At 68.1% G+C, this 25,466-nt stretch carries 30 protein-coding genes, 1 tRNA gene and 1 riboswitch; of the genes, 18 read left to right on the top strand and 13 right to left on the bottom strand.

Going from position 1 to position 25,466, the window contains the following annotated elements; genetic code table 11:
* Positions 1-3: 3 nt before the first annotated feature.
* Positions 4-474: a helix-turn-helix domain-containing protein gene (locus tag V8201_RS13095; protein WP_037535971.1), complete on the top strand. Its 471-nt coding sequence runs from the start codon at positions 4-6 to the stop codon at positions 472-474.
* A 50-nt stretch (positions 475-524) separates the two neighbouring features.
* Here V8201_RS13095 and V8201_RS13090 read toward each other — a convergent pair whose 3' ends face one another.
* From V8201_RS13090 to V8201_RS13080, 3 genes are all read right to left on the bottom strand, one after another.
* On the bottom strand, positions 525-938 hold the full coding sequence (locus tag V8201_RS13090) for a hypothetical protein (protein WP_336545577.1): 414 nt from the start codon (positions 936-938) through the stop codon (positions 525-527).
* Positions 939-1,012: 74 nt separating this feature from the next.
* Positions 1,013-1,798 (bottom strand): DNA/RNA non-specific endonuclease, encoded by a 786-nt coding sequence (locus V8201_RS13085; RefSeq protein ID WP_336545576.1) that lies wholly within the window; start codon positions 1,796-1,798, stop codon positions 1,013-1,015.
* A gap of 109 nt (positions 1,799-1,907) precedes the next feature.
* Positions 1,908-1,994, bottom strand: a tRNA-Leu gene (locus V8201_RS13080).
* A 132-nt stretch (positions 1,995-2,126) separates the two neighbouring features.
* Between V8201_RS13080 and V8201_RS13075 the strand changes: the two genes are divergently transcribed.
* A complete protein-coding gene (locus tag V8201_RS13075) occupies positions 2,127-3,491 on the top strand; it encodes an MATE family efflux transporter (RefSeq protein WP_336545575.1) in 1,365 nt (454 codons plus the stop codon).
* Here V8201_RS13075 and V8201_RS13070 read toward each other — a convergent pair.
* Positions 3,463-4,245 carry an MJ0042-type zinc finger domain-containing protein gene (locus V8201_RS13070; RefSeq protein ID WP_336545574.1) on the bottom strand — a complete coding sequence of 261 codons (783 nt, stop codon included), beginning with the start codon at positions 4,243-4,245 and terminating at the stop codon, positions 3,463-3,465. The two genes, V8201_RS13075 and V8201_RS13070, sit on opposite strands and share 29 nt — an antisense overlap.
* Positions 4,246-4,416: 171 nt before the next feature.
* On the opposite strand from V8201_RS13070, the gene ftsE reads away from it, so the two are divergent.
* The 5 genes from ftsE to V8201_RS13045 are packed head-to-tail and all read left to right on the top strand — an operon-like array spanning position 4,417 to position 8,479.
* Positions 4,417-5,127: a cell division ATP-binding protein FtsE gene (gene ftsE, locus V8201_RS13065; RefSeq protein ID WP_037535976.1), complete on the top strand. Its 711-nt coding sequence runs from the start codon at positions 4,417-4,419 to the stop codon at positions 5,125-5,127.
* Positions 5,124-5,990 (top strand): cell division protein FtsX, encoded by an 867-nt coding sequence (locus V8201_RS13060; RefSeq protein ID WP_336545573.1) that lies wholly within the window; start codon positions 5,124-5,126, stop codon positions 5,988-5,990. Before ftsE ends, V8201_RS13060 begins: the two co-directional genes overlap by 4 nt.
* Positions 5,987-6,523: a YdcF family protein gene (locus tag V8201_RS13055; protein ID WP_037535980.1), complete on the top strand. Its 537-nt coding sequence runs from the start codon at positions 5,987-5,989 to the stop codon at positions 6,521-6,523. The genes V8201_RS13060 and V8201_RS13055 overlap by 4 nt, the downstream gene beginning before the upstream one ends.
* Positions 6,520-7,242: a lysophospholipid acyltransferase family protein gene (locus tag V8201_RS13050; protein WP_336545572.1), complete on the top strand. Its 723-nt coding sequence runs from the start codon at positions 6,520-6,522 to the stop codon at positions 7,240-7,242. The genes V8201_RS13055 and V8201_RS13050 overlap by 4 nt, the downstream gene beginning before the upstream one ends.
* Positions 7,243-7,270: 28 nt before the next feature.
* Positions 7,271-8,479, top strand: a complete 1,209-nt coding sequence (locus V8201_RS13045) for an LL-diaminopimelate aminotransferase (protein WP_037535982.1) — start codon at positions 7,271-7,273, stop codon at positions 8,477-8,479.
* 254 nt (positions 8,480-8,733) lie between these two features.
* Here V8201_RS13045 and V8201_RS13040 read toward each other — a convergent pair whose 3' ends face one another.
* On the bottom strand, positions 8,734-10,209 hold the full coding sequence (locus V8201_RS13040) for a phytoene desaturase (protein WP_271300808.1): 1,476 nt from the start codon (positions 10,207-10,209) through the stop codon (positions 8,734-8,736).
* A gap of 23 nt (positions 10,210-10,232) precedes the next feature.
* The gene (gene crtY, locus V8201_RS13035; protein ID WP_336545571.1) at positions 10,233-11,399 is read right to left on the bottom strand and encodes a lycopene beta-cyclase CrtY; all 1,167 of its coding nucleotides are present in this window, start codon (positions 11,397-11,399) and stop codon (positions 10,233-10,235) included.
* Between the two features lie 77 nt (positions 11,400-11,476).
* On the opposite strand from crtY, the gene V8201_RS13030 reads away from it, so the two are divergent.
* From V8201_RS13030 to V8201_RS13015, 4 genes are all read left to right on the top strand, one after another.
* Positions 11,477-11,995: a GNAT family N-acetyltransferase gene (locus tag V8201_RS13030; RefSeq protein WP_336545570.1), complete on the top strand. Its 519-nt coding sequence runs from the start codon at positions 11,477-11,479 to the stop codon at positions 11,993-11,995.
* Between the two features lie 39 nt (positions 11,996-12,034).
* Positions 12,035-12,853, top strand: a complete 819-nt coding sequence (locus tag V8201_RS13025; RefSeq protein ID WP_336545569.1) for a sterol desaturase family protein — start codon at positions 12,035-12,037, stop codon at positions 12,851-12,853.
* Positions 12,816-13,208: a DUF2141 domain-containing protein gene (locus tag V8201_RS13020; protein ID WP_336545568.1), complete on the top strand. Its 393-nt coding sequence runs from the start codon at positions 12,816-12,818 to the stop codon at positions 13,206-13,208. Before V8201_RS13025 ends, V8201_RS13020 begins: the two co-directional genes overlap by 38 nt.
* A gap of 87 nt (positions 13,209-13,295) precedes the next feature.
* A complete protein-coding gene (locus V8201_RS13015; RefSeq protein ID WP_200870463.1) occupies positions 13,296-14,141 on the top strand; it encodes a MipA/OmpV family protein in 846 nt (281 codons plus the stop codon).
* Here V8201_RS13015 and V8201_RS13010 read toward each other — a convergent pair whose 3' ends face one another.
* Together V8201_RS13010 and V8201_RS13005 are read right to left on the bottom strand one after the other, a co-directional pair.
* Entirely contained in the window at positions 14,142-14,849 is a 708-nt protein-coding gene (locus tag V8201_RS13010) for an anti-sigma factor (protein ID WP_336545567.1), read from the bottom strand.
* Positions 14,836-15,414 carry a sigma-70 family RNA polymerase sigma factor gene (locus V8201_RS13005; protein ID WP_336545566.1) on the bottom strand — a complete coding sequence of 193 codons (579 nt, stop codon included), beginning with the start codon at positions 15,412-15,414 and terminating at the stop codon, positions 14,836-14,838. Before V8201_RS13005 ends, V8201_RS13010 begins: the two co-directional genes overlap by 14 nt.
* Positions 15,415-15,619: 205 nt before the next feature.
* Between V8201_RS13005 and V8201_RS13000 the strand changes: the two genes are divergently transcribed.
* The 7 genes from V8201_RS13000 to V8201_RS12970 all read left to right on the top strand — a co-directional run bounded on the left by V8201_RS13000 (position 15,620) and on the right by V8201_RS12970 (position 23,521).
* Positions 15,620-16,648, top strand: coding sequence for a ferritin-like domain-containing protein (locus V8201_RS13000; protein ID WP_037535997.1), 1,029 nt, complete (start codon positions 15,620-15,622; stop codon positions 16,646-16,648).
* A 14-nt stretch (positions 16,649-16,662) separates the two neighbouring features.
* Positions 16,663-17,712: a ferritin-like domain-containing protein gene (locus tag V8201_RS12995; protein WP_037535998.1), complete on the top strand. Its 1,050-nt coding sequence runs from the start codon at positions 16,663-16,665 to the stop codon at positions 17,710-17,712.
* 225 nt (positions 17,713-17,937) lie between these two features.
* Entirely contained in the window at positions 17,938-19,014 is a 1,077-nt protein-coding gene (locus tag V8201_RS12990) for a ferritin-like domain-containing protein (RefSeq protein WP_037536000.1), read from the top strand.
* Positions 19,015-19,051: 37 nt separating this feature from the next.
* Positions 19,052-20,056 carry a ferritin-like domain-containing protein gene (locus tag V8201_RS12985; protein ID WP_271299799.1) on the top strand — a complete coding sequence of 335 codons (1,005 nt, stop codon included), beginning with the start codon at positions 19,052-19,054 and terminating at the stop codon, positions 20,054-20,056.
* Positions 20,057-20,085: 29 nt separating this feature from the next.
* Positions 20,086-20,195, top strand: a riboswitch (TPP riboswitch).
* A 38-nt stretch (positions 20,196-20,233) separates the two neighbouring features.
* Entirely contained in the window at positions 20,234-22,090 is a 1,857-nt protein-coding gene (thiC, locus tag V8201_RS12980) for a phosphomethylpyrimidine synthase ThiC (RefSeq protein WP_336545565.1), read from the top strand.
* A gap of 234 nt (positions 22,091-22,324) precedes the next feature.
* Positions 22,325-23,077 carry a hypothetical protein gene (locus V8201_RS12975; protein ID WP_336545564.1) on the top strand — a complete coding sequence of 251 codons (753 nt, stop codon included), beginning with the start codon at positions 22,325-22,327 and terminating at the stop codon, positions 23,075-23,077.
* A gap of 90 nt (positions 23,078-23,167) precedes the next feature.
* Positions 23,168-23,521, top strand: a complete 354-nt coding sequence (locus V8201_RS12970) for a hypothetical protein (protein ID WP_336545563.1) — start codon at positions 23,168-23,170, stop codon at positions 23,519-23,521.
* Positions 23,522-23,525: 4 nt separating this feature from the next.
* On the opposite strand, the gene V8201_RS12965 is transcribed toward V8201_RS12970, so the two are convergent.
* The 5 genes from V8201_RS12965 to V8201_RS12945 are packed head-to-tail and all read right to left on the bottom strand — an operon-like array spanning position 23,526 to position 25,417.
* Entirely contained in the window at positions 23,526-23,807 is a 282-nt protein-coding gene (locus tag V8201_RS12965; protein ID WP_336545562.1) for a DUF427 domain-containing protein, read from the bottom strand.
* A 58-nt stretch (positions 23,808-23,865) separates the two neighbouring features.
* Entirely contained in the window at positions 23,866-24,132 is a 267-nt protein-coding gene (locus tag V8201_RS12960) for a Txe/YoeB family addiction module toxin (protein ID WP_336545561.1), read from the bottom strand.
* Positions 24,129-24,374 (bottom strand): type II toxin-antitoxin system Phd/YefM family antitoxin, encoded by a 246-nt coding sequence (locus tag V8201_RS12955; protein WP_037536012.1) that lies wholly within the window; start codon positions 24,372-24,374, stop codon positions 24,129-24,131. Before V8201_RS12955 ends, V8201_RS12960 begins: the two co-directional genes overlap by 4 nt.
* Positions 24,375-24,405: 31 nt before the next feature.
* A complete protein-coding gene (gene ung, locus V8201_RS12950) occupies positions 24,406-25,098 on the bottom strand; it encodes a uracil-DNA glycosylase (protein WP_336545560.1) in 693 nt (230 codons plus the stop codon).
* A gap of 1 nt (position 25,099) precedes the next feature.
* Positions 25,100-25,417 carry an alkylphosphonate utilization protein gene (locus V8201_RS12945; protein ID WP_037536014.1) on the bottom strand — a complete coding sequence of 106 codons (318 nt, stop codon included), beginning with the start codon at positions 25,415-25,417 and terminating at the stop codon, positions 25,100-25,102.
* Between the last annotated feature and the right edge of the window lie 49 nt (positions 25,418-25,466).

Below are 25,466 nucleotides of genomic sequence, written 5' to 3'. Positions count from 1 at the left end.
GACGTGCCCACTGAGTCCATCGCGGGACTGGTCAAAGACCTGACGACGCAGCTCTCCGCGATCGCGGTGGAGTTCGGCGCCCGCGCCGACCGGCTCCACGCCGCCCCGGCCGGCACCGGCGAGGCGCAGCCCGCGACGCCGCTCGACGCGCGCGAGCTCGCCAAGCAATTGCTCGCCCAGCGGCTGGCGCGCTTCGATCATTTTCCCGCCGAGCTGTTCCACGAACCCGCCTGGGACATGCTGCTCGCACTCTTCGTCGCGCACGAGGAGCGGCGAACGATGAACGTCAAGACCCTGGTCGGCAGCGCCAGCGCGCCGGTGACCACCTCGCAACGGTGGATCGACCATCTCCACAAGCTCAAGCTGATCGATCGGGTGATCGACCCGGTCGACCGCCGCCGCATGGAGATTTCGCTGAGCGACAGCGGCTATACCGCGGTGACGGCGTATCTGCGGCGGATGGGGGCGGGGTAGTCTCAAGCGATGACGACATTCGCTGTCACCTCCGAAGTACGCATTGCTCGCTATAGATCGTAAGTCGGCAAGCTATCATCCCACGGGGGATATACGATTGGCTTCTCGCCGAAGTAGCGTTGCACCGTGCGATCGCGGCGATCGAAGGATTCCTCCTCTGGATCGAATTCCTCAGCATAGGCAAATCGAACCTTGAATGTATCGCGCTCAAGCAAATATTCGATTTCCGACCAGCGGTTTGCAGCTTGCAAATACCACAGGTCGAACAAGATGTCGTAATTCTTATCCCACGAAGGACCGACGTAGTCGATATGGTTGCCACGTTCGACGAATAGCGCGACGGATAGCGCTCCTTCTTCCACTTCGGCCCATAGCAGAACGCGGTATTCATTCTGCTTTGTTTCTTCTCTAATTAATTTGCCGATCGATTCGAGCAGGGGGGATGCCGCATCATTGGTTTCCATGGGAATGGCCTCCACGCTCGTTCGAGAATTTTACGCTATTGTCTCGGCCGTCGATCACAAACGTGACGTCAATCTCATATGGTCGTCGTGACAAATTGGCATAATGGGGTATGATCGAGACGTTGACCTTCTTGTGGGCACGTAAAAACACGAGCCCATTGATCCTCCAGCCGGCGGTAACGCCCACGGTTGAAGTTCGCGTCCTGCGCGAAATGATTGAAAGCGTCTGAGGGACCGTTGAACCGTGTGGCGATATAGTGCCCGCCATCGTCCGTCGGTCGCCGATCCGGGCCACCGGCCGTGGCCTGCTCCTGTCGGGAACGGACGAACGGCTTAGCGGCCTGAGATAGATTGCCGCTGACGCCGATCAATCCTCGTTCGTTATGAATCGTAAAGGTGTATCCGTTCTTGACTACGGACTTGATGTGTTCCGACCGGCCCGCCCTCGGAGCAATAGCTTGACCGACACCATTGCTCTTATCCGATTTGACCGGTGCTTTGTTGATCGAACGTTGGGGGGCAGGCCATGTCCAATGTCCGCTTGCGCCGCCTCCACCGAACGAGCCGCCACCCGGTCCTGTGAAGCCGCCATCACCCCAACCCCGTCCGGTATTTTCTTGTGGCGGCGCGAATGCAACAAGCTGACGCTTGGGAGTTTGCACCGATGACCTAGCTAGCCTAGCGGACGACGAGCTGGTTCCAGCCTGCCCACCACCGGCCGTGGTAAACCGGCCGTTCTTCGGGTCATGATACGGATTGAACTTCCACTCCGTCCCGTCGGCACCCCGCATCACCGGCCACCGCCCGGTCCTCAGCCAGGCCGCATAGGCCCGCCGTTTTGCCTCGATCGACACCTGCATATCGCCGCTCCGCCCCGTTGCGACGGGAACAGATCAGCAACGTTTTCCAATAAGACAAGAAAAAACCCGCAACCCCATGGGGCGCGGGCGTTTCTCTCTGCTTGAAGAGTGGTGCGGCCGAGAAGACTCGAACTTCCACGGGCTTTCGCCCACAACGACCTCAACGTTGCGCGTCTACCAATTCCGCCACGGCCGCACGTGAAGAACACCGGGCTGAGCCGGCATCTGGCAGGCGCAGGCCCCTAGCAAAGGGTTTGCCGGTCCGCAACGCCCCTTTTTCATGGGACTGCGCTTTTCGCTGTCATGCGGAGCGGGTAGCGCCCGTCGCATGACGGCTTCGCTCCCCCTGACCACGCCTGCCGAGACGCGACGGCTGCTCGCGCTCGCCTGGCCGGTGGTGCTGACCAGCCTCAACTGGACGTTGTTGCAGGTCACCGACGTGATGGTCGTCGGCCTCGTCTCGACCGAGCAGGTGGCGGCGCTGGGGGCGAGCCGGGCGCTCGGCTTCGTCGGGATCGTGACCGGACTCGCCTGGCTGTCGGGCGTATTGGTGATGGCGGCGCGCGCGGACGGCGCCGGCGACCTGCCGCGAACCGGCGCGGTGCTTCGCGAGGGGCTGGCGCTCGGGCTGCTGCTCGGCCTGGCGATCGGCGGGCTGTTCCTCGTCGCTGCCGAGCCGCTGCTCGCGCTGGTCGGCGTCGCGGCCGACCGGATCGACGAGAGCGCCCGCGTCGTCCGGGCGTTCGCAATCGCCTATCCGTTCCAGCTGATGACCGTCGCCGCCGCCTTCTTCCTCGAAGGCGTGAGCCGGCCGCAGCGCGTTACCGTCGTCAATCTCGCGGTGCTGCCGGTCAACGGCCTGCTCGCCTGGGCGCTGTCGGCGGGGCATCTCGGCCTGCCGGCGCTAGGGGCGGTCGGCGCGGCGCTGGCGACGGCGATCGCCTCGCTGCTCGGCGCGGCGGGGATGGTGGCGAGCGTGCTGACGCTGCCGCGCGCCGCCGCGCGCGGCATAGGCCGGATCGATGCGGCGGCGTGGCGGGCGGTGCCGCGCGGTGCGTGGCGGCTGGCGACGTTCGGGATCGTGCCGGCGATCGCCTCGGGGCTCGAACTTGCCGGTTTCTCGATCCTGATCGCTTTGTCGACGCAATTGGGCGACGCGGCGGCGCATGCCTTCCAGATCGTCTTCGCGATGCACAACCTCACCTTCGCGGTGGCGCTCGGGCTCGGCTCGGCGGCCGGCGTGCGTGCGGGCAATGCGGTGGGCGAGGGGCAGCCCGCGGCGGCGATCCGGCGGACGCTGATCGCGCTGGTGCTTGCGGTGGCGGCGCTCGGTATCGGCGCGCTGCTGCTCGCGGTGGCGACGCCGGCGCTGGTCGCGCTGTTCCCGGCGACAATCGAGGTGCACCGGCTCGCCGCGGCGATGCTGCCGCGCTGGGCGCCGTTCATCGTGTTCGACGGCATCCAGATCGTGCTGGTCTATGCGCTGCGCAGCCTCGGCGACCAGATCGCCGCGGGGATCAACAGCATCATCGCCTATTTCCTCGTCACCGGCGGCGCCGGCTGGTGGCTGGTGCAGCAGGGCGGCGGCGCGATGGCGCTGGTCTGGGCGTCGGGGATCGGCATGGTCGCCGCCGCGCTGCTGCACGGCGGCCGGTTCGCGCTGGTCAGTTCGCGGCTTCGCCGGCGAAGCTGAGTTCGAGCCGCTTCGAATTGGCGGGAACGTCGAGCTTGGCGGAGTTGAAGTCGATCGTGCCGCCGGGGTTGAGCGTGCGCTGCTGCGGCGTGATCGTCCAGCTGTAGACGATGCGGCCCTGCGCATCGCGCAGTTCGGCGCGGATGTCGGGCACGCGCTGCCGCTCGGTCGAGGGATTGCTGATCTGGCCGCTCACCGCGAACAGCTCGGACCCGTTCTCCAGCCCGCGCCGCTCGATCGGATTGTCCTTGAGCCGCAGCGGCGATTCCTGCGTGCCGATCGGCAGCCCGATCTGCGCGAGCAGGCCAGGCGCACCGAGGAAGACGATCGCGGCGACGCCGGCGATCATCAGCAGCCCGGCGACGATCGCGATCACCGTCCAGCGCTTCGACGTGTTGCGCCGGGCACGGAAGGGCTGGCGCGCGGCGAAGGCGTCATAGTCGGGCGCCGGGAGCACCGATTCGGGAATCGCCGTGCGCGGCTGCGGAATCGCCGCCGGCTCGAGGAAGGCGGGGCGCTCGGTCTCGGCGACCGGCGCGGCATAAGCGGCGGCGGCATAAGAGGCGGCCTCGGCGAACCGCTCAGGCGCAGGTGCCGGCGCGGGCGGCGGCGGTGGCGGCGCGGGTTCGGGCGGCGGCGGATCCTGGAACCAGCTGTGTCGGCAATTGGCGCAGCGCACGGTTCGCCCCTCGGTACCGATCGCGCTGTCGGGCACCAGATATCGGGTGCTGCATTCGGGACATTCGAGGATCATGCGCAACGCTTTACGGACGGGGGCCGGACCGATGACCGGATTGCCTGCACTGCTAAGCACGTCGGCCGCCTGCGTGGCAAGCTTGAAGCCACGCGCCGGCCATGCGAAGGCTGCCGCCGCGGCGTCGCGCCGCCCGGAAATTCGTCACACGGAGCGGTTGCGGCCAGGCGCATGGCAAATATCGTGCAGTTCGAAAATGTTGGGCTGCGGTATGGCACCGGGCAGGAAACCCTGTCGGATATCAGCTTCACGCTCGGCGCCGGCGCCTTCTATTTCCTCACCGGGGCGAGCGGCGCGGGCAAGACCTCGCTGCTGCGGCTGCTCTATCTCGCGCAGCGGCCGAGCCGCGGCATCATCCGCCTGTTCGGCGAGGATGCGGTGACGATGCCGCGCCGCCGGCTGCCGGGCTTCCGCCGGCGCATCGGCGTCGTCTTCCAGGACTTCCGGCTGGTGCCGCACCTGTCCGCGTGGGACAATATCGCCCTGCCGCTGCGCGTCGCCGGCGTGCCTGAAGGCGATATCGAACAGCCGGTGCGCGAGATGCTCGGCTGGGTCGGGCTGGGCGACCGGGCCGAGGCGCGGCCGGCAACGCTGTCGGGCGGCGAGCAGCAGCGCGTCGCCATCGCCCGCGCGGTGATCGGCCGGCCCGAGGTGCTCGTTGCCGACGAGCCGACCGGCAACGTCGATCCCGAGATGGCCGACCGGCTGATCCACCTGTTCGGCTCGCTCAACACGCTCGGCACGACGGTGGTGGTCGCGACGCACGATTTCCAGCTGCTCAGCCGCGTGCCGGGGGCGCATATGATGCGGCTCGACAAGGGACGGCTGCTCGATCCGACCGGCCATCTGCGCTACCCGCCGCCGCCGCGAGGCGAGGCATGAGCGGCGCCGACCGACGTGTCCTCGACGAGGCGGGGGGCCTGCGCGCGATGACCGGGGTGATGGCGATCATGCTGTTCCTGACCTTGCTCGCCGCCGCGCTCGGGCTCGGCACGCGCCAGTCGGCCGACGCGCTCGAACGCCAGCTCGCCGGGCGGCTGACCGTGCAGATCGTCGAGGGCAGCCCGGCGACGCGCGACGCCCTCGCCGCACGCACGCTCGCGGCGCTGCGCCGATTGCCGCAGGTGCGTCGCGCGACCCTGGTCGATCGGGGCGAACTGACCCGGCTGCTCGCGCCGTGGCTCGGCGATGTCGGGGCGGACGCCGAGCTGCCCGTGCCGGCGATGATCGACGTTGACCTCGCCGGCACCGACGCCACCGCGATCGTCGCCGCGGTGCGGCGGATCAGCGCGGCGAGCCGGATCGACCAGCATCAACGCTGGATGGCGCCGGTCGTCGGCTTCCTCGATACGCTGACCTGGCTCGCCTTCGCGCTCGTCGTGCTGATGCTCGCCGCGACCGGCGCGGTGGTGGTGCTCGCCGCGCGCGCCGGACTCGAGACGCATCGCGCGACGATCGAGGTGATGCATATGCTCGGCTCGACCGACGTGCAGGTCGCGCGGCTGTTCCAGCGGCGGATCGCGCTCGACGCGGCGATGGGCGGCGTCGCCGGCGGCGCGGCGGCGCTGGCGGTGCTGCTGTTCCTCGGCACGCGGCTCGCGGCGCTGGGGTCGGAACTGCTCGGCGGCATCGCCTTGGGGGCGGGGGACTGGGCGGCGCTGGGGATCGTGCCGGTCGGCTTCGTCGCGCTGGCGATGGCGGCGGCGCGCGTCACCGTCGTCGCCTCGCTCAGGCGGTCGCTGTGATCGTCCGGCTGTTCGGTCTGGCGGCGCTCGCCTGGTGCCTCGGCTTCGCGGCGTTCATGCTGATGCTGCCCGGACCGCTCGCGCCCAACACCACCGACGCGATCGTCGTGCCGACCGGCGGCGCGGGGCGGATCGATCGCGGCATCGCGCTGCTCCAGGCGCGGCAGGCGCGGCGGATGCTCGTCACCGGCGTCGCGCCGGGGGTGCGGCCGATCGACCTCGCGCGCGAATATAAGGCGCCGGTGGCGCTGTTCAGCTGCTGCATCGATCTCGGCGCCGACGCGGTCGATACGCGCTCCAACGCCGAGGAGACCGCCGCCTGGGTCAAGACGCACGGCTATCGCACCGTCCGCCTCGTCACCTCCGACTGGCACGTGCCGCGCGCGCGGATGGAGCTGGCGGCGGCGATGGGGCCGCAGGTACTGGTGCTCGGCGACGGGGTGCGCAGCACGCCGCGGCTCGCGACGCTGGTCAACGAATACAACAAGCTGATCCTGCGGCGTGTCGCGCTGTGGCTGGGGGTAGGGGGATGAACCGGTTGCGCACCTTGCTGTTCACAATGCTGTTCTATGCGCTGTCGGTGCCGATCGTGCTGAGCGTGCCGGTATCGGCGCTGTTCGGGCGGCGCGCGGTGATGCGGCACGCGCATATCTGGGCGCAGATGCACCGGCTGCTCTACCGGACGATCATGGGCATCCGGGTGCGGGTGGAGGGGAAGGTGCCGCCCGGCACCTATTTCTTCGCCGCCAAGCACCAGGCGATGTTCGAAACGCTGGAGCTGCAATTGCTGCTCGGCGGCCCGGCGATGGTGATCAAGCGCGAACTCAGCCGCATCCCCTTCTGGGGCTATGCGGCGATGCGCTACGGCGGGATCATCGCCGATCGCGAGGCGTCGGCCAGCGCACTGCGATCGATGATGCGCGCCGCCAAGGCGTTGAAGGACGAGGGCCGCTCGATCCTGATCTATCCCGAGGGCACGCGCGTCGCGCCGGGCGAGCAGCCGCCGCTGCAATCGGGCTTCGCCGGCCTGTATCGCGCGCTCGGCCTGCCGGTGATCCCGGTCGCGCTCGACACCGGCACGGTCTGGCCGAAGCACGGGCCGAAACGCCCCGGCGTCGTCACCATCCGGATCGGCGAGGTCATCCCGCCCGGCCTGAGGCGCGAGGCGATCGAGGCACGCGTCCACGCCGCGATCAACGCGCTCGAACCGGCCGCATCGGAAGAGGTGGTGAAAGCGTCGTCCGCGGCGTAGGATGGCCGGGTCAACGATAAGGTGACCCATGTCCGACGAATTCTACCGCATCAAGCGTCTGCCGCCCTATGTCATCGCCGAAGTCAACGGCATGCGGGCCGCGGCACGTGCGGCGGGCGAGGACATCATCGATCTCGGCATGGGCAATCCCGACCTGCCGCCGCCCGCGCACGTGCTCGACAAATTGATCGAGGTGACGCGCAAGCCCGATGCGCACGGCTATTCGCAGTCGAAGGGCATCCCCGGCCTGCGCCGCGCGCAGGCGAATTACTACGGCCGCCGCTTCGGCGTCGATCTCGATCCCGAGACCGAGGTGGTGGTGACGATGGGATCGAAGGAGGGGCTCGCCAGCCTCGCCACCGCGATCACCGCGCCGGGCGACGTCGTGCTCGCGCCGAATCCGTCCTACCCGATCCACACCTTCGGCTTCATCATCGCCGGGGCGACGATCCGCGCGGTGCCGACGACGCCGGACGAAGCCTATTTCGAAAGCCTCGAGCGCGCGATGGCGTTCACCGTGCCGCGGCCGTCGGTGCTGGTGGTCAATTATCCGTCCAACCCCACCGCCGAGGCGGTCGACCTCGCCTTCTACGAACGGCTGGTCGCCTGGGCGAAGGAGAATCAGGTCTGGATCATCTCCGATCTCGCGTATTCCGAACTCTATTATGACGGCAATCCGACGCCCTCGATCCTCCAGGTCAAGGGCGCCAAGGACGTCGCGGTCGAATTCACCTCGCTCAGCAAGACCTACAGCATGGCCGGCTGGCGGATCGGTTTCGCGGTCGGCAACAAGCAGCTGATCGCGGCGATGACGCGGGTGAAATCCTATCTGGATTACGGTGCCTTCACCCCGATCCAGGCGGCGGCCTGCGCCGCGCTCAACGGGCCGCAGGACATCGTGGAGAAGAACCGCCAGCTCTACCACAAGCGCCGCGACGTGCTGGTCGAGAGCTTTGCGCGGGCGGGGTGGGAGATTCCGGCGCCGCGCGCGTCGATGTTTGCCTGGGCGCCGTTGCCGCCGGCGGTGGCGCATCTCGGCAGCCTCGAATTCTCGAAGCAGTTGCTGACCCATGCCCAGGTCGCGGTGGCGCCGGGCGTCGGCTATGGCGAGAATGGCGAAGGCTTCGTCCGCATCGCGCTGGTCGAGAACGAGCAGCGGCTGCGGCAGGCGGCGCGCAACGTGAAGCGCTACCTGCAATCGATGGGCGTCAACACGCCGAGCCGCACGGCGGGGTGACAGCCGGCGCGCCGCCGGCCGGCTGAACGGTTCGCGCGGGTGGGTCGATGTCAGGCTTCCACCAGCCTCCCGCCCGGGGAGACGTGGGCTTCGACAGGCTCGGCCCGAACGGGGCCAGGGGGCGGTGCGCCCCACGCCGCTCCCCCCACCCTTCGCCCTGAGCTTGCCGAAGGGCAATTTTCCCCGGAAGCATTCGGTCTGGGGAGAAGCGGGCCTTATCCGCATAGCCCGAACGGCGGGCGGGGGCAGCGCCGCTAGCGTGCGCCGAGCATCAGCGCCGCCGTCGCCTTCGCGCTGCCCACCACGCCGGGGATGCCCGCGCCCGGATGCGTCCCCGCGCCGACGAAATACAGATTGGGGATATGATCGTCGCGATTGTGGACGCGGAAATAGGCGCTCTGCGTCAGCACCGGTTCGAGGCTGAACGCGCTGCCGAGATGCGCCTTCAGATCGGTCGCGAAATCATGCGGCGCATAGCTGAACTTGGTGACGATCCGCTCGTGGATATCGGGGATCAGCCGCCGCCCGACCTCGTCGAGAATACGCTTTTCGAGGATCGGGCCGACCTCGTCCCAGTCGACCGGGAATTTGCCCATGTGCGGCACCGGCGCCAGCGCATAGAAGGTCGAATGCCCCTCCGGCGCGAGGCTCGGATCGGTGACGGTCGGGTGGTGCAGGTAGAGCGAGAAATCCTGCGCGAGCACGCCGTGATCGTAGATGTCGGCGAGCAGTTCCTTATAGCGCGGGCCGAACAGGATCATGTGGTGCGGAATGCCCGGCCACGTGCCCTTGATGCCGAAATGGACGACGAACAGCGACGGCGAATAGCTCTTGCGCTCCAGCCGCGCCTTGGTGCGCTGCGCGCTGCGCGAACTGTTCAGCAGGTCGCGATAGGTGTGCATGATGTCGCTGTTGGCGGCGATCGCATCCGCCTGCGCTTCCCAGCCGCTCGCGCAGCGCACGCCGGTGGCGCGGTCGCCGAGCGTCTCGATCGAGGCGACTGGATCGCCGAGCCGCAGCGTGCCGCCGAGCCGCTCGAAATGCGCGACCAGCCCGGCGACCAGCCGGTTGGTGCCGCCGCGCGCGAACCAGACGCCGCCGTCGCGCTCCAGCTTGTGGATCAGCGCATAGATCGCGCTGGTCGTCATCGGATTGCCGCCGACCAGCAGCGTGTGGAAGCTCAGCGCCTCGCGTAGCTTCTCGTTCTGCACATATTTCGACACGATCGAATAGACCGACCGCCACGCCTGATATTTGGCGAGCGCCGGCGCCGCCTTGATCATCGTCGCAAAGTCGAGGAAGGCGACGTGGCCGAGCTTCTCATAGCCTTCGCGATAGACGCCCTCGGCATATTCGAGGAACTTGTGATAGCCGGCGATATCGGCGGGGTTGAGCTTGCCGATCTCGCGCTGGAGCAGCGCCTCGTCGTTGGTATAGTCGAAATTGGTGCCGTCGACCCAGTTGAGCCGGTAGAAGGGCGTCACCGGCTCGAGCGTCACGTCCTCGGCCATGTCGCGTCCGCTCAGCGCCCATAATTCCTGCAAACAGGCGGGGTCGGTGATCACGGTCGGCCCGGCGTCGAAGGTGAAGCCGTCGCGCTCCCAATAATAAGCGCGGCCGCCCGGCTTGTCGCGCGACTCGACGATCGTCGTCGCGATCCCGGCCGATTGCAGCCGGATCGCGAGCGCCAGCCCGCCGAATCCTGCGCCGATGACGATCGCCGACTTCATCCTGTCCATCCCCTTGCTGCCGCTCACCGCCATGCCGTCGTGCGCAGGACGCGGATCGCGCTGCGCACCGGCACCGGCGGTTTGCCCGTCAGTATCCGCATCTTGTCCTTGAGGCTCGATCGCCCCGCATAGAAACGGGTGATGAGCGTCGGGTCGAGACGGTAGAAGCGCTCGATGATGCGCCAACGTTCCGCCGGATCGCCCGCGCGGAACATCATTGCGCTGAGCATGCGGTAGAAGGCGCCGCGCTTCCAGGCAGCACGGGCATAATCATGCGTGAAGCGCGCCAGCGCCTTGCCCGACAGGTCGCTCTGCCCGGCGAGCGCCACCGCCAGCCGCACCGCATCGGGCAGCGAATAGCCGGTGGTCGGCTGGAACAGCCCGGCGCGCATCCCCGCCTTGGCGACATGCGCGCCGCTCGACCGCCAATAGGTTTCGAAATCGCCGCCGAGCGTGATCGGCAGCACCCCGGCCTCGGTCCGCATCACGCTGTCGACCAGCCAGCCCCGGCCGGCGGCATAAGCGGCGATGCGGGTGCCGAGCGCGGCGCGGTCGATCTGCGGCGTATCGCTGTAATAGGTGTCCTCGACGAACATCCGGTCGTCGGCGAACGGCAGGCAATAGACGAAGCGATAACCGTCGATCTGCGCGACCGTCGCGTCCATCACCGTCGGGATCGGCTTGCCGTGCGGATGGTGGAGCAACAGCTCCTGCCCGAGGAACTTCTGCCAGCCGAGGTCGAGCACCGACAGATCGCCGGGGCCGCGGCAGTCGATCACGCCCTTGGCGGCGATGCGGTCGCCGTCGGCGAGCACCACCGCGGTCGCCGAGGCGGCGAGCACCTTGCGCCCGAGCAGGAACGCTCGCTCGGGCAGCTGCGCGCGCAGCACCGCGTGCAATCGCTCGCTCGTCACCGAATGATAGGTCGCCGCGATCGGCCGCGCGAGATCGGGGAAGGCGACGTCATAGCCGGTCCAGTCGTGGACGACCAATGGCGCGACCAGCCAGCGGTCCGCCGCGTCGACGTCGCTGCCGAAGAACGACCAGACGTGATCGCCGCCGAGATGCGGCGCCGCCTCGATGATCCGCACGTCGAGGTCGGGGCGGCGGCTGTGCAGTGCGAGGGCGATCAGCCCGCCGGCGAGGCCGCCGCCGACGATCGCAACATCGCAAGGGATGGTGGAGCCCATGGCTGCGCCTACCGCAAAGCGTCGCGCGCGAGAACTGCCATTTTCGACTCGCCCGCGCCGCGCTATCCCCAGCGACGATGACCCCGCCGCAGCTCACCACCGACCGACTGACCCTGCACGTCCACCGGCCGCAGGATTGGGCCGAGCTGGCGGCGATGTGGGCCGATCCGGCCGTCTACACGCGGATCGGCGGCGTCGCGCGTCCGCCCGAGGACGTGTGGCTGCGGCTGTTGCGCAGCATCGGCCAGTGGCAGGCGTTCGGCTATGGCAGCTGGGTGGTGCGCACGCATGACGGCGCGTTCGTCGGCGAGGCGGGGCTGCTCGAATCGCGGCGCGCGATCGAGCCGCCGCTCGCCTGGCCGGAGGCGGGATGGACGCTCGCACCCGCGCAGCATGGCCGCGGCTATGCGCAGGAGGCGATGACCGCGGCGCTCGACTGGGCGGCGGCGCATGGCGCACCGCGGACGACCTGCATCATCGATCCCGCCAATGCGCCGTCGCTGCGCCTCGCCGCCAAGCTGGGCTATGAAGCGGTGCGCGAGGCACCCTATCATGGCCGCACGGTGCAGGTGCTGGAGCGCGGCGTCCGCGATTAACGCTGCCCCCGCGCACGGAAATCCGCTACATCCGTCGCCATGCTGCTCGCCGTCACCCTCTCCGCGCTGGCGATGACGTTGATCGTCGGCGTTCGCTATCTGATCGTTTCGGGCGCGTTCGCGGCGGCGACGCGGCTGCGGCATCCCGGCCTGTATCGCGGGCTCGATGCGCAGATGCGCCGCGAGGTGGCGTGGAGCCTCGCCTCCGCGGCGATCTACGGCATTCCGGCGGGCGTGCTCGCCTGGGGCTGGCAGGCGCATGGCTGGACGCGCGTCTATCGCGATGTCCACGCTTATCCCTTATGGTATTGGCCCGTCTCGATCCTCGTCTATCTCGTGCTGCACGACACCTGGTTCTACTGGACGCATCGCTGGATGCACCGGCCCAAGGTGTTCAAGGCGGCGCATGCCGTCCACCACGCCAGCCGCCCGCCGACCGCCTGGGCGGCGATGGCCTTTCACCCGATCGAGGCGCTGACCGGTGCTGTGGCAATTCCGGCACTGGTGCTGGCAATTCCGATCCACGTCTCGGCTCTGGGCTTCGTGCTGACGATCATGACGGTTATGGGCGTAACCAATCATATGGGCTGGGAGGTTTTCCCGCGGTTCATGTGGCGGGGGCCATTGGGGGGCTGGTTGATCACCGCCAGCCATCATCAGCGGCATCATGAACTCTATGGGTGTAATTATGGGCTCTATTTCCGGTTCTGGGATCGCCTGTGCGGCACCGATCGCGGCGTCGGCGATTTCGCGCGCAGCCATGCGCGGGCCAGGGCGCAGGTCGCGGGCGGCGGCGATCGCCGCGCTGGTGCCGGCGGCCGTGCTGGTCTTGGGCGCGGCGCCGATCGCCCGGCTTGACGTCTCGGTCAGCCAGATGCGCTCGGCCAAGGGCATGCTGCGCGTCTGCCTGACCGCCGACCCGGAGAATTTCCCGGCCTGCGTCGACGATGCCGATGCGATCACCCGCTCGGTACCCGCCGATGCGCATGCGATGCGGTTCGAAGGCCTGCCGCACGGCCAATATGCCGTCGCGGTGATCCACGACGAGAACGGCAATCGCAAGCTCGACACGTTCGCCGGCATCCCGCGCGAAGGCTTCGGCTTCTCGCGCAACCCGCCGATCCGCTTCGGCGCGCCGCGCTTCGCCGCCGCGCGTTTTGCGATCACCGGTGATGCAAATCAGCAACAGATCAAGATGCATTACATGCTCTGATCGGTCGGGCAGGGATAGCAAAAGCGGTTCACCGCGTTACGCCGTCGTAACAGGTTTGGAGCCGTAGCCGTGTCGCTCAAGTTTCTCATGCCGCTCGCGCTCGCCGCTGCTGCCATCACCGCCGCCCCGGCCCAGGCGCAGGAGGCCGCCGCACCGGGGCCGACCGATTTCGACTTCAACCGCGACACCGTCACCGTCGGCGCCGGCGGCGTCTATCTCAGCGACTACGAAGGCTCGAACGATTATCGCTTCACCGCGGCGCCGGGCGCGGTCGGCTCGATCAAGGGCTATGGCTTCATCATCGCCGGCAACCGGTTCAGCGTCGACCTGATCCGCGACAAGCCGGGTCCGGTTTGGGACGTGCAGGCCGGCCCGATCGGCGTGGTCAACTTCAACCGTAGCAGCCTCAAGAGCATCGACGATCCCCGCGTCCGCGCGCTCGGCAAGGTCGATACCGCGATCGAACTGGGCGGTTATGTCGGCATCGGCAAGACCGGCGTGATCACCAGCGATTACGATCAGCTCGCGGCGACGGTCAGCTATCGCCACGACGTCGCCGGCGCGCACGACAGCGGCATCTGGCAGCCGAGCGTCAGTTATCTGACCCCGCTCAGCACCAAGATGGCAGTGGCGCTGTTCGCTTCGGCCGAACATGCCGGCCGCGGCTATGCGACCACCTATTTCTCGGTATCGCCGACGCAGACGCTGGCGAGCGGACTGCCGACCTACAATGCGCGGTCGGGCTGGAAGAATTATTCGCTCGGCGGCCTCTATACCTATGCGCTGACAGGCGACCTGCTGCACGGCTTCAAGATCGTCGCCGGCGGCACCTATGTGCGGATGCTCAACGGCTTCGCCGACAGTCCGCTGGTCAGCGTCGCAGGTTCGCGCAACCAGTGGCTCGGGGCGGTCGGGCTCGCCTATACCTTCTGATCAGCCGGTGAGCGTGCCGGTCGCGACCACCGGTCCGGTCGGCAGCCCGGTCGGTGAGCCGCCGACCGGTTCGATCGAGATCGCCAGCACCGTATCGGCGGCGATCGCCTGCCGCGCCGCCGCGGGGACGACGAGCCGCGTCGGCCCGCCCGCCACCAGGCCGAGCGAGCGCGGCGCCTCCTTGCCGCGGATCGCCCACAGCTCGGCGGAGCGTCCGGCGGGGACGGGGAGCGCGCCGGTGATCCGCACCGTCGCCCGGGCGGGATCGTAGGCGGCAGCGAGCGGCGCCCCGCCGCCGGTCGGCGCGATCGCGGCGAGCAAGGGGGCGGGGGCCGGCGCCGGCATGCGCACCGCGATCTGCACCGGGGCAGGTAGCGGGCGCAACAGCTCGAACACGGTGACGCCGAGCAGCAGCAGCGCAGCAAAGCTCGCCACCAGCGCGAGACGGCGCCATGCCATATTGTCGTTGGCGGGCGTTGCCGCCTTGCCGTCCAGCGACGCCTCGATCCGCGACGCCAGCGATTGCGGCGCCGCCACCTCGGGCCAGTCGGCGAACAGCGCGCCGAACCAGTCGCGCCAGCGCTCCACGTCCGCGGCAAAGTCCGGATCGCGCGCCAGCCGGCGCAACGCGGCGGTACGCTCCTCGCCGTCGAGCAGGCCGAGCGCGAGCTCCGCCGCGGCGATATCGGGTTCGTCAGGCGGCGGCATCGAGGCACCCCCGTAACGCGAGCAAGCCACGCCGCACCCAGCTTTTCATCGTGCCGAGCGGCACCGCCTGCGCCAGCGCCAGCTCGGCATAGGTCAGCCCGCCGAAGAAGGCGCTGCGGATCGCGCTGCGCTGGCGCGGCTCGATCGCCTCGAGGCAGCCATGCAGGCGGCCGTGCAATTCGTCGGCGATCAGCGTCTCGTCCTGCGCGCGCGCCGGATCGGCGAGCGCGTCGGCGGCCTCGACCGGGGCGGCGCGCGCCCGCGTCTGGCGACGGCGCCAGTCGATTGCGCGGTTGCGCGCGATCGTCGCCAGCCAGGCGATCGGGCTCGCCCGTTCCGGTCGATAGGTGGCGGCGCGATGCCAGATGGTGAGATATACGTCGTGCAGCACGTCCTCCGCACCCTGCCTGTCTTCGCAGATACGCAGGCAGATGCCGAAAAGCTTCGCAGAGGTGAGTTGATAGACCGCACGGAAGGCGTCGCGATCGGCATCACCGGTGCGGATCAGCGCCTCGACCAGCGCGGCGCGTGCGGCGTTGGCGGAGGAGGGATCGGGGGATGACACGCGCGAAGGCTAACCGTCCGTCGCCTGCCCGGCAATGGTCCGCCGACCCAAATGATACCGAAGCGAATGTTTTTTGCCACAAAGACACATTGTTGCGGGAGTCGCCGCATCTTTCGGGATGGCACCGACGTATCTGACCGACGGCCGCCCGCTCCGGTGGGAGCGTAACCGGCGGACCGTGACACGGTGAGGGAGGTTGCTACCGATGGCCGAGACACAGCAGATCATCGAGGCGTTCGATGCGCGCGCCCGGCGGCGCGAGGAGCGCCGCGAATTCTTCAAGAACGCGATGGGCCTGGCCGCGGTGACCGCAGCCGGCGCGGCGGCGATGTCGTTCACCGGCGAGGCCGCGGCGCAAACCGCCGTGTCCGAGGTCGACGTGCTCAACTTCGCGCTCAACCTCGAATATCTCGAAGCGCAATTCTACAGCTATGCCGCTTATGGCGTCGGCCTGCCCAACAACCTGCTGACCGGCGGCGTCGGCACGCAGGGTTCGGTGGTGACCGGCAGCGGCACCGGCATGGCGCGCCAGGTGCAGTTCAGCGACGCCGGCATCGCCGCCTATGCGCGCGAGATCGCCGCCGACGAGGTCGCCCACGTCACCTTCCTGCGCGCCGCGATCCGCGGCACCGGCACCAGCGATTCGCTGATCGCGGCGATGCCGCAGATCGACATTTCCGGATCGAGCGGCGGCGCCTTCGCGGCGGCGGCCTCGAGCACCAGCCCGTCGCTGGCGGGGTTCGACCCCTATGCCAATGACGACAGCTTCCTCATCGCGGCCTATGTCTTCGAGGACGTCGGCGTCACCGCCTACAAGGGTGCGGCCGGCGCCTTGATCAACAACAAGACCTATCTGGAGGCGGCCGCCGGCATCCTCGCGGTCGAGGCCTATCATGCCGCGATCGTCCGCGGCGCGCTTTACGCCCGCGGTATCGCGACACCGGCGATCAGCACCGCGCAGAGCGACATCACCGCGGCGAACGCCATCTCCAACCTGCGCGATTCGGTCGACGGTTCGAGCGACCTCGACCAGGGGCTGACCACGAGCAGCAGCAGCGCTGGCACCGTGTCGAACATCGTGCCGCTCGACAGCAACGGTCTCGCGTTCAGCCGGACCCCGGCGCAGGTGCTCAACATCGTCTATCTGAATCCGAAATCGGTGACGGCGGGCGGCTTCTTCCCGAACGGCATCAACAACGGAAACAGCGGGCTGCGCAGCAGCGCCGCGAACTGAGCAGGGGTGGATCTATGACACACGAAACTTCCGTCCTCGCCATCGTCGAGGCCGCCGTCGCCCGTCGCGCCGCGCGTCGCGCCTTCATGAAGACCGCCGCCACCAGCGTCGCCGCAGCGGGTGGCCTCGCGCTGCTCGCTGGCTGCAACGACGACAACAATCCCTCGCCGGCCCCGACGCCCACGCCGACGCCGACCGCGACCTCGGTCAGCACCGATGCGGCGGTGCTCAACTTCGCGCTCAACCTCGAATATCTCGAAGCGCAATTCTACAGTTACGCCGCATTCGGCGTCGGCCTGTCGGCCTCGCTGCTGACCGGCACGGGGACGCCCGGCGCGGTGGTGACCGGCTCGGGCGCCGGTTATCCGCGCGCGGTCGATTTCAGCGGCGATCCGCTGATCGGCCAATATGCGCGTGAGATCGCTCAGGACGAGATCGCGCACGTCACCTTCCTGCGCACGGCGCTCGGTGTCGCCGCGGTGGCGCAGCCGGCGATCGACCTGTCGGGCACGTCGACCGGCGCGTTCACCGCGGCGGCGCGCGCCGCCGGGGTGGTCGGGTCGACCGGGCTGTTCGATCCCTATGCCAGCCCGACCAACTTCCTGCTCGGCGCCTATATCTTCGAGGATATCGGCGTCACCGCCTACAAGGGGGCGTCGCCGGTGATCTCGGCGACCTATCTCGACGCGGCGGCAGGGATCCTGGCGGCGGAGGCCTATCACGCCGGGCTGGTCCGCTCGATCCTCTACACGCGCGGCATCACCAACGCCGATATCATCACCGCGACCACCAAGATCTCGGACGCGCGCGATCTGCTCGACGGCACCAGCACCGGCACCAACGGCGACGACGATCAGGGGATCGCCGGCACCAATATCGGCCAGGCGAATGCGATCTCGAACATCGTCCCGACCGATGCCAACGCCATCGCCTACAGCCGCAGCGTCCAGCAGGTGCACAATATCGCCTATCTGAACGTCAGTGGCAGCAACCGCACCCGCGGCGGCTTCTTCCCGGCGGGCACCAACAATCCCGATCCCAACTACACCGTCGGCCTCGGCTGACGGGTCGGTCCGCGGCCGGTCGACTGCCCCTTCCCGGCCGGCCGGCGCACGGGTCCTCCCTCGGTCTTGCGACCGGGGGAGGATTTTCGTTTCCCGCGGGTGCCGCTTCCGTCGCATCATGGGCGTTTTCCGCCGCGATGGGCTTGACGCCTCCGGCGGGATGCGGAACGGCAAGCCATCCAGGGGCGACGGCTGCGCCGCCCGCGCGTGGGGAGATCCCGAGTAATGACCGCCCAGACCGATACCGACAGCGCGATCGCCGCCGCGTTCGACGCCCGCGTCCAGCGCCGCACCGAACGCCGCGACTTCTTCCGCACCGCGATGGGTGCGATGGCGGTCACCGCCGGCGTCTCGGCGCTGACCATGGCGGGATCGGCCGAGGCGCAGACCACCACCTATGCCGATGCCGACATCCTCAATTTCGCGCTCAACCTCGAATATCTCGAGGCGCAATTCTATGCCTATGCGACCGGCGGCGCCGGCATCGCCGCCAACCTGCTGACCGGTGCCGGCACGCAGGGCGCCGCCAATTTCAGCGGCGCGCGCGCGGTGACCTTCACCGATTCGGTGCTCGCCCGCTACGCCCGCGAGATCGCCGCGGACGAGCTCGCGCACGTCACCTATCTGCGCACCGCGCTCGGCAGCGCCGCCGTCGCGCAACCGGCGCTCGATCTGTCGGTGAGCCCGACCAGCGCCTTCTCCGCCGCCGCGCTCGCCGCCAAGCTGATCAACAGCGGCGACAGCTTCAATCCCTATGCGAGCGAGGATGCCTTCCTGCTCGCCGCCTATCTGTTCGAGGACGTCGGCGTCACCGCCTACAAGGGCGCGGCGCCGCTCCTCACCACCACCTATGTCGAAGCGGCGGCGGGTATCCTCGCGGTCGAGGCCTATCATGCCGCGACGATCCGCGGCGAGCTGTTCCGGCGCGGATCGGCGAGCGGATCGGCGCTGATCGCCAGCGCCAGCGCGATCTCCGACGCGCGCGACAGCCTCGACGGCGGCACCGACATCGACCAGGGGATCACCCCCGGCACCACCGTCGCGCCGGGCCAGGCGACGCCGACGCCGACCCCCACCGCGACGGCGACCGCGACGCCAACTCCCACGCCGACCGCGACCGCGACGCCGACGCCCACCTATGCGGTGTCGAACATCGTCCCCACCGACGCCAACAGCATCGTCTACACCCGCACCCCCAATCAGGTGCTCAACATCGTCTATCTCAACGCCGCGGCGGCGAGCGCGGGCGGTTTCTTCCCCGCCGGCCTCAACGGCACCATCAAGGCGGCGGTCGCCTCCTGATCCCGCCAGAATCCGAACGCTTGCAGGGGTAGCCCCGATGACCGACCTTCCGACCGACACGATCCTCGACGCGATCGCCGATCGCCGCGCCGAACGGCGCAACTTCCTGCGTTACGCCGGCGGCGCCGCCGCCTCGGCGGGCGCGCTCTCGCTGCTCGCGGCCTGCGGCGGCGATAGCGGCAGCGGTACGCCGACACCGACGCCGACCGCGACGACGCCGACGCTCGCCGCCGATGCCGACGTGCTCAACTTCGCGCTCAACCTCGAATATCTCGAGGCGAGCTTCTACAGCTGGGCGGCGTTCGGCCAGGGGCTGACCAGCGGCATCGTCAGCGGCGTCGGCACGCTCGGCAGCGTCACCGGCGGCGCGCTGGTGCCGTTCCAAGACCCGATCGTGGCGCAATATGCGCGCGAGATCGCCAATGACGAGGTCGCGCACGTCACCTTCCTGCGCTCGATCCTGAGCAGCTCGGCGGTGGCGATGCCGGCAATCAACATCTCGGGTGATGCGAATGGCGCGTTCACCGCCGCGGCGCGCGCCGCCGGGGTGATCGGCAGCAGCGACGTCTTCAATCCCTATGCCGACGACATCAGCTTCCTGCTCGGCGCCTATCTGTTCGAGGATGTCGGCGTCTCCGCCTACAAGGGCGCCTCGCCGCTGATCGTCAACAAGGTGTTCCTCGAAGCCGCGGCGGGTATCCTCGCCACGGAGGGCTATCACGCCGGACTGATCCGCTCGGTGCTCTACCGCAAGGGCGTCGACCCGGCCGAGACGCTGGCCGGCGCCTCGACGATCCTCGCCAACACGCAGAAGATCTCCGACGCGCGCGACAGCCTCGACGGCAGCAGCGACGACGATCAGGGGATCGGCGACACCACCACCGCCAATGTCGTGCCGACCGACAGCAACGGCGTCGCCTACAGCCGCTCGACCGGGCAGGTGCTCAACATCGTCTATCTCAACAAGACCGCGGTGGGTTCGGGTGGCTTCTTCCCGGCGGGGCTCAACGGCAATATCCGCACCTCGGCGGCGAGCGGTTGATCGCGCCCGCCAAGCGCGTATAACGACGACATATTCCCCGGGGGAGCGCTGACGCAGCGCTTGAGAGGAGGGCCGCAGCCCTCGACCCGCTGAACCTGATCCGGTTGATACCGGCGGAGGGAGGGAGCGGTTTCATCGGGAAATCCGCATTCTCTTTCCGCGCATGGAGAGAGACAGATGGCCGACCGACCCGCCCCCGCCGCCACCAACGCGATCGGCGTCACCACCGGCGCGATCCGGGGATCGCGCAAGGTCCACGTCGGTCCGCTCGCCGTCGCGATGCGCGAGATCGCGCTCGACCCCGCCTCGGGCGAGCCGCCGCTGCGCGTCTACGACACCTCCGGTCCCTATACCGATCCGACCGCGACGATCGACATCATGGCCGGCCTGCCGCCGCGCCGGGCGGCATGGATCGCCGAGCGTGGCGACGTCGAGGCCTATGACGGCCGCGCGATCCGCCCGGAGGACAATGGCCAGCTCGGCCCCGACCGGTCGGGCGGCGTCGCCCAATTCCCGCGCGCCGGCCTGACCCGTCCGCTGCGCGCCAAGGCGGGCCACAATGTCAGCCAGATGCATTATGCCCGGCGCGGCATCGTCACGCCCGAGATGGAATATGTCGCGACGCGCGAGAATCTCGGCCGCGAGCGGCTGGCGCAGTACGTCCGCGACGGCGAGAGCTTCGGCGCGGCGATCCCCGATTTCGTCACGCCCGAGTTCGTCCGCGACGAGGTCGCGCGCGGCCGCGCGATCATTCCGTCCAACATTAACCACCCGGAAAGCGAGCCGATGGCGATCGGCCGCAACTTCCTGGTCAAGATCAACGCCAACATCGGCAATTCGGCGGTGGCGAGCGACGTCGCGGCGGAGGTCGACAAACTGGTCTGGGCGACGCGCTGGGGCGCCGACACGGTGATGGACCTGTCCACCGGCCGCAACATCCACGACACGCGCGAATGGATCATCCGCAACAGCCCCGTGCCGATCGGTACCGTGCCCATCTATCAGGCGCTCGAGAAGGTCGGCGGCATCGCCGAGGACCTGACCTGGGAGGTATTCCGCGACACGCTGATCGAACAGGCCGAGCAGGGCGTCGACTATTTCACCATCCATGCCGGCGTGCGCCTCGCCTATGTGCCGATGACCGCCAAGCGCGTCACCGGCATCGTCAGCCGCGGCGGCAGCATCATGGCGAAATGGTGCCTCGCGCATCACAAGGAATCGTTCCTCTATGAGCGGTTCGACGAAATCACCGAGATCATGAAGGCTTATGACATCGCCTATTCGCTCGGCGACGGCCTGCGCCCCGGGGCGATCGCCGATGCCAATGACGAGGCGCAATTCGCCGAACTCCATACGCTCGGCGAACTGACCCACCGCGCCTGGGCGCAGGACGTGCAGGTGATGATCGAGGGGCCGGGCCATGTGCCGATGCACAAGATCAAGCAGAACATGGACAAGCAGCTAGAGGCGTGCGGGGAGGCGCCCTTCTACACGCTCGGGCCGCTGACCACCGATATCGCACCGGGCTACGACCATATCACCAGCGGCATCGGCGCGGCGATGATCGGCTGGTTCGGCTGTGCGATGCTCTGTTACGTCACGCCCAAGGAACATCTCGGCCTGCCCGATCGCGACGACGTCAAGACCGGCGTCGTCACCTACAAGCTCGCCGCCCATGCCGCCGATCTCGCCAAGGGGCATCCCGCCGCACAGCTGCGCGACGACGCCTTGAGCCGCGCACGCTTCGACTTCCGCTGGCGCGACCAGTTCAACCTGTCGCTCGATCCCGACACCGCCGAATCGTTCCACGACCAGACGCTGCCGGCCGAGGGCGCGAAGACCGCGCATTTCTGTTCGATGTGCGGGCCGAAATTCTGCTCGATGAAGATCACGCAGGAGGTGAGGGACTTCGCGGCGAAGCAGAACGCGCCGGTGGCAAGCTTCGTCGCCGCCGCGGAGGCGGAGGCCGGCATGGCGGCGATGAGCGAGCAGTTCCGCGCGCAGGGTGGCGAGGTCTATGTACCGGTGGAATAAAGACTTTTATCACTCGGACTGAGCCAAGACGATTGCTGCCTGTTTTCGTCCCGCAGACAGATATATTGTGCATCAAGGGCATAGTTGATCGGACTTGATCGATGCAGGTGACGGTTTAATCTTCCCGCATCGATCGGGATGACGGACGTGCGAGGGATTCGGCCACTGTCCTTGCTGTGCCTTTCGCTGGCGTGCTGCTCGGCAGCGCCGGCGGAGGACAGGTTCGCCCGCGACATGGCGCAGCGGTTCCGCGACGCAAAGCCGGGTGTCTCCGTCACGATCGACCCGCGGGATGCCTTGACGTTGCGCGTCACGATGCCCGGGCGGGAGCCGATGACGGTGATGCTCGACCATCTGCGGCACGTCTGTTCGCACTCGACTCCGGCGGACTGTGCGTCGACGAAAACAGAATTCGTCGAGAACACGCTGGCTCTTCCTCCCAAACCGCAATTCAACCGTAGCCAGTTGCGAATCGTGATCCGCGGCAAAGACTATGTCGATTACGTCAAGTCGACGATGGCCGGAGAGCGCTTGCCGGTGATGCATCCGGTCGGTGAGGATCTGTTTGCGATCGTTGCGGCGGTTACAGCGAAGACAACGGTGCTGATGTCGCCTGCCAGGCTCCGGGACTTGGGACTGAATCCCGCCGAGGGCTGGACGTTGGCGTTGCGTCAGACTCGGGCGACGCTTCCGAAGCTACCGACGGTCGCCGCTCTCCGAAACGCGCCGATCGTTTTCGAGCACTGGCCGTTGGCCGCGGCGCTGTTGATCGACCTTCCCGGCTGGGCGCGTCTATCCGCGGCAATCGGGCCTGATCTGTTCGTTACCGTCGTTGCCGACGATTACGTCTTCGTCGCGACCAAGCCGGATGGCGTCGACTTCGACGGATTCAAGGCGGCGGTCGTCGAAGATTGCGAGCAGCAGTCACGGTGTGTCTCGCCCAACGTCTACCGCTTTCGCAACGGTATGTGGCGGATCGCAAGATAACCGCTGCCCGCCCGGTGCGACACCGAAAGCCAGCAATACCGCCGCGGTGCGGCGTCACAGATCGAATGGACCAGCAACCGGGGGCTAGGCATGGCAGTTGCGATCGTGATGGCGCAGGCGGCGGAACCAGCGGTCGATCTCGCCGTGGTGTCGTCGCGGGCGAAGGCGCGGGTGTTGGCGCTGCGCGGGGCGCTGGTGCAGACGTGGCTCGTTCCGCGGGAGCTCGGCGGTTCGGCGGATCGCGTCAACGAACTGTTCGTCCCGCCCGAGGCGGCACGGCGGATCGCCGCGGTGACGGCACGGCTGATGCTGCTGGCCGTAGGCGGCGGCAGGCGGCGCACCCTGACGGTCGTCCCCACCTATCGCGGCGCGAGCATCGTGCCGGCCAGCATCACCTATGTCGTCCATCCCGACGAGGAACGGGTGACGGTGCCGATCTGGTGACCGGTCACCGGATTTCGACGCCTTTCCAGAAGGCGATCCGGTCCTTGATCTCGCGCGCCGCGTCCTTGGGCTCAGGATAATACCAGGCGGCGTCGCGATTCTCGGCGTCGCCGACGCGTAGGCTATGGTAATGCGCCGTGCCCTTCCACGGGCAGACGCTGGTCGTCGCGCTATCGACCAGCACCGCCGGGTCGACCGCATCGCGCGGGAAATAGGCGTTGCCCTCGACGGTGACGATATCGTCGCTCGCCGCGATGCGCGTACCGTTCCAATAGGCTTCGGTCATGTCCGGCTCTCCTTCGTGCTGCCAATCGCACGGGGCCGACAAAGGATGCGGTACAGCGTCAGTAATGGTAGCGGCATTGCGCGATTTGCAGCACCTGCTCCTCGCCGCGGCCCGCGACGCGATAGACCAGCCGGTGCTCGTGATTGATCCGACGTGACCACCAGCCGGTCAGATTACCGCCCAGCGGCTCGGGCCGGCCGGTGCCGGAAAACGGATGGCGACGACATTCTTCGATCAGCGCGTTGATCTTATCGACTGCCTTCGCATCCTGCTGCTGCCAATGGCGATAGTCATCCCACGCCGTCGGCCAGAAACTGACGTTCACGAAAACGGCACACCGTCTTCGCCGCTCTCGAAGCCCCGCACCGCCTCCAGCAAGCGCTCCGCATTCTTGGGCGAGCGCAGGAGGTACAGTGTCTCCTCGATCGAGGCCCATTCACTTGCCGAAACCAGCACTGCGCCTTCACCCCGCTGCCGGGTGATCGCCAACGGCGCCCGATCGGCGACGACCTTGTCGATCATCGCCTTGAGGTTCTCGCGCGCATCGGAATAGCTGACAGTATGCATAGCGTCTCATTGGACAACAACCTGTCCAATGTCAAGATTCGACCATCTCCGGCAGCGCCCAGTCGATCGGCGCAGCACCATGCGCGACCAGAAAGGCATTCGTCCGGCTGAACGGGCGGCTGCCGAACCAACCCTTGTAGGCGGACAGCGGCGAAGGATGCGGCGCGGTGAGCACCAGATGCGTGCCATCGTCAGGCACGAACGCCGCCTTCGCCTGCGCATGCGCGCCCCACAGCAGGAAGACGATCGGGCCGGGCTGCGCCGCGACCGCGCGGATCACCGCGTCGGTGAACGCCTCCCAGCCGTGATTGCGGTGCGACGCGGCGCGGCCGCTGGCGACGCTCATCACCGTGTTGAGCAGCAGCACGCCCTGCCGCGCCCAATGGTCGAGGAAGCCGTGTCGCGCCGGAGCGATGCCGCAATCGGCCTGCAACTCCTTGTAGATGTTGACGAGGCTCGGCGGCGGCTTGACCCCGGGCCGCACCGAGAAGGCGAGGCCGTGCGCCTGGCCCGGCCCATGATAGGGGTCCTGACCGAGGATGACGACACGCACCCGGTCGAGCGGGGTCAGCGCGAGGGCGCGAAACCGCTCGTCGGCGGGCGGGAAGATGATCTCGCCCGATGCCGCCTGCGCCGCGAGGAAGGCGTCGAGCGCCGCCATCGCCGGGGTGGCGAGCGCCCCTGCGAGCGCCGCCTGCCAGCTCGGATCGATCGCCGGCGTCACCTCAGCGCTTGCGGACGAATTCGGCGCGCAGCACCAGGCCCTTGATCCCGTCGAACTTGCAGTCGATCTCCTGCGCGTCGCCGGTCAGCCGGATGCTCTTGATGAGCGTGCCGCGCTTGAGCGTCTGTCCGGCCCCCTTGACGGTGAGGTCCTTGATCAGCGTCACCTGATCGCCATCGGCGAGCAGGTTGCCGACCGAGTCGCGCACCTCGACCATCTCCCCCGCGCTGCTCCCGGCCGTCGCCGCGGCGGCATCCGCCGCGCTGATCCATTCGCCCGTCGCCTCGTCATAGACGAAGCTGTCATCGTCGTCCTGCATCGCATAGCCCCCAAGGTTGAGGCGACGCCCATACCGGCTGATGACCGGG

The organism is Sphingomonas kyungheensis (assembly GCF_037120395.1).
GTDB lineage: Bacteria > Pseudomonadota > Alphaproteobacteria > Sphingomonadales > Sphingomonadaceae > Sphingomonas > Sphingomonas kyungheensis.
This window is presented reverse-complemented; position numbering and strand designations above follow the sequence as displayed.

Bases quoted from the DNA above. Each gene is read 5' to 3' on its own strand.
- V8201_RS13090 (WP_336545577.1), bottom strand. From the start codon at position 938: ATGGAAACCAATGATGCGGCATCCCCCCTGCTCGAATCGATCGGCAAA.
- V8201_RS13085 (WP_336545576.1), bottom strand. From the start codon at position 1,798: ATGCAGGTGTCGATCGAGGCAAAACGGCGGGCCTATGCGGCCTGGCTG.
- V8201_RS13075 (WP_336545575.1), top strand. From the start codon at position 2,127: ATGACGGCTTCGCTCCCCCTGACCACGCCTGCCGAGACGCGACGGCTG.
- V8201_RS13070 (WP_336545574.1), bottom strand. From the start codon at position 4,245: ATGATCCTCGAATGTCCCGAATGCAGCACCCGATATCTGGTGCCCGAC.
- ftsE (WP_037535976.1), top strand. From the start codon at position 4,417: ATGGCAAATATCGTGCAGTTCGAAAATGTTGGGCTGCGGTATGGCACC.
- V8201_RS13060 (WP_336545573.1), top strand. From the start codon at position 5,124: ATGAGCGGCGCCGACCGACGTGTCCTCGACGAGGCGGGGGGCCTGCGC.
- V8201_RS13050 (WP_336545572.1), top strand. From the start codon at position 6,520: ATGAACCGGTTGCGCACCTTGCTGTTCACAATGCTGTTCTATGCGCTG.
- V8201_RS13045 (WP_037535982.1), top strand. From the start codon at position 7,271: ATGTCCGACGAATTCTACCGCATCAAGCGTCTGCCGCCCTATGTCATC.
- V8201_RS13040 (WP_271300808.1), bottom strand. From the start codon at position 10,209: ATGAAGTCGGCGATCGTCATCGGCGCAGGATTCGGCGGGCTGGCGCTC.
- crtY (WP_336545571.1), bottom strand. From the start codon at position 11,399: ATGGGCTCCACCATCCCTTGCGATGTTGCGATCGTCGGCGGCGGCCTC.
- V8201_RS13030 (WP_336545570.1), top strand. From the start codon at position 11,477: ATGACCCCGCCGCAGCTCACCACCGACCGACTGACCCTGCACGTCCAC.
- V8201_RS13025 (WP_336545569.1), top strand. From the start codon at position 12,035: ATGCTGCTCGCCGTCACCCTCTCCGCGCTGGCGATGACGTTGATCGTC.
- V8201_RS13015 (WP_200870463.1), top strand. From the start codon at position 13,296: ATGCCGCTCGCGCTCGCCGCTGCTGCCATCACCGCCGCCCCGGCCCAG.
- V8201_RS13010 (WP_336545567.1), bottom strand. From the start codon at position 14,849: ATGCCGCCGCCTGACGAACCCGATATCGCCGCGGCGGAGCTCGCGCTC.
- V8201_RS13000 (WP_037535997.1), top strand. From the start codon at position 15,620: ATGGCCGAGACACAGCAGATCATCGAGGCGTTCGATGCGCGCGCCCGG.
- V8201_RS12995 (WP_037535998.1), top strand. From the start codon at position 16,663: ATGACACACGAAACTTCCGTCCTCGCCATCGTCGAGGCCGCCGTCGCC.
- V8201_RS12990 (WP_037536000.1), top strand. From the start codon at position 17,938: ATGACCGCCCAGACCGATACCGACAGCGCGATCGCCGCCGCGTTCGAC.
- V8201_RS12985 (WP_271299799.1), top strand. From the start codon at position 19,052: ATGACCGACCTTCCGACCGACACGATCCTCGACGCGATCGCCGATCGC.
- thiC (WP_336545565.1), top strand. From the start codon at position 20,234: ATGGCCGACCGACCCGCCCCCGCCGCCACCAACGCGATCGGCGTCACC.
- V8201_RS12975 (WP_336545564.1), top strand. From the start codon at position 22,325: ATGGCGCAGCGGTTCCGCGACGCAAAGCCGGGTGTCTCCGTCACGATC.
- V8201_RS12970 (WP_336545563.1), top strand. From the start codon at position 23,168: ATGGCAGTTGCGATCGTGATGGCGCAGGCGGCGGAACCAGCGGTCGAT.
- V8201_RS12965 (WP_336545562.1), bottom strand. From the start codon at position 23,807: ATGACCGAAGCCTATTGGAACGGTACGCGCATCGCGGCGAGCGACGAT.
- V8201_RS12955 (WP_037536012.1), bottom strand. From the start codon at position 24,374: ATGCATACTGTCAGCTATTCCGATGCGCGCGAGAACCTCAAGGCGATG.
- V8201_RS12945 (WP_037536014.1), bottom strand. From the start codon at position 25,417: ATGCAGGACGACGATGACAGCTTCGTCTATGACGAGGCGACGGGCGAA.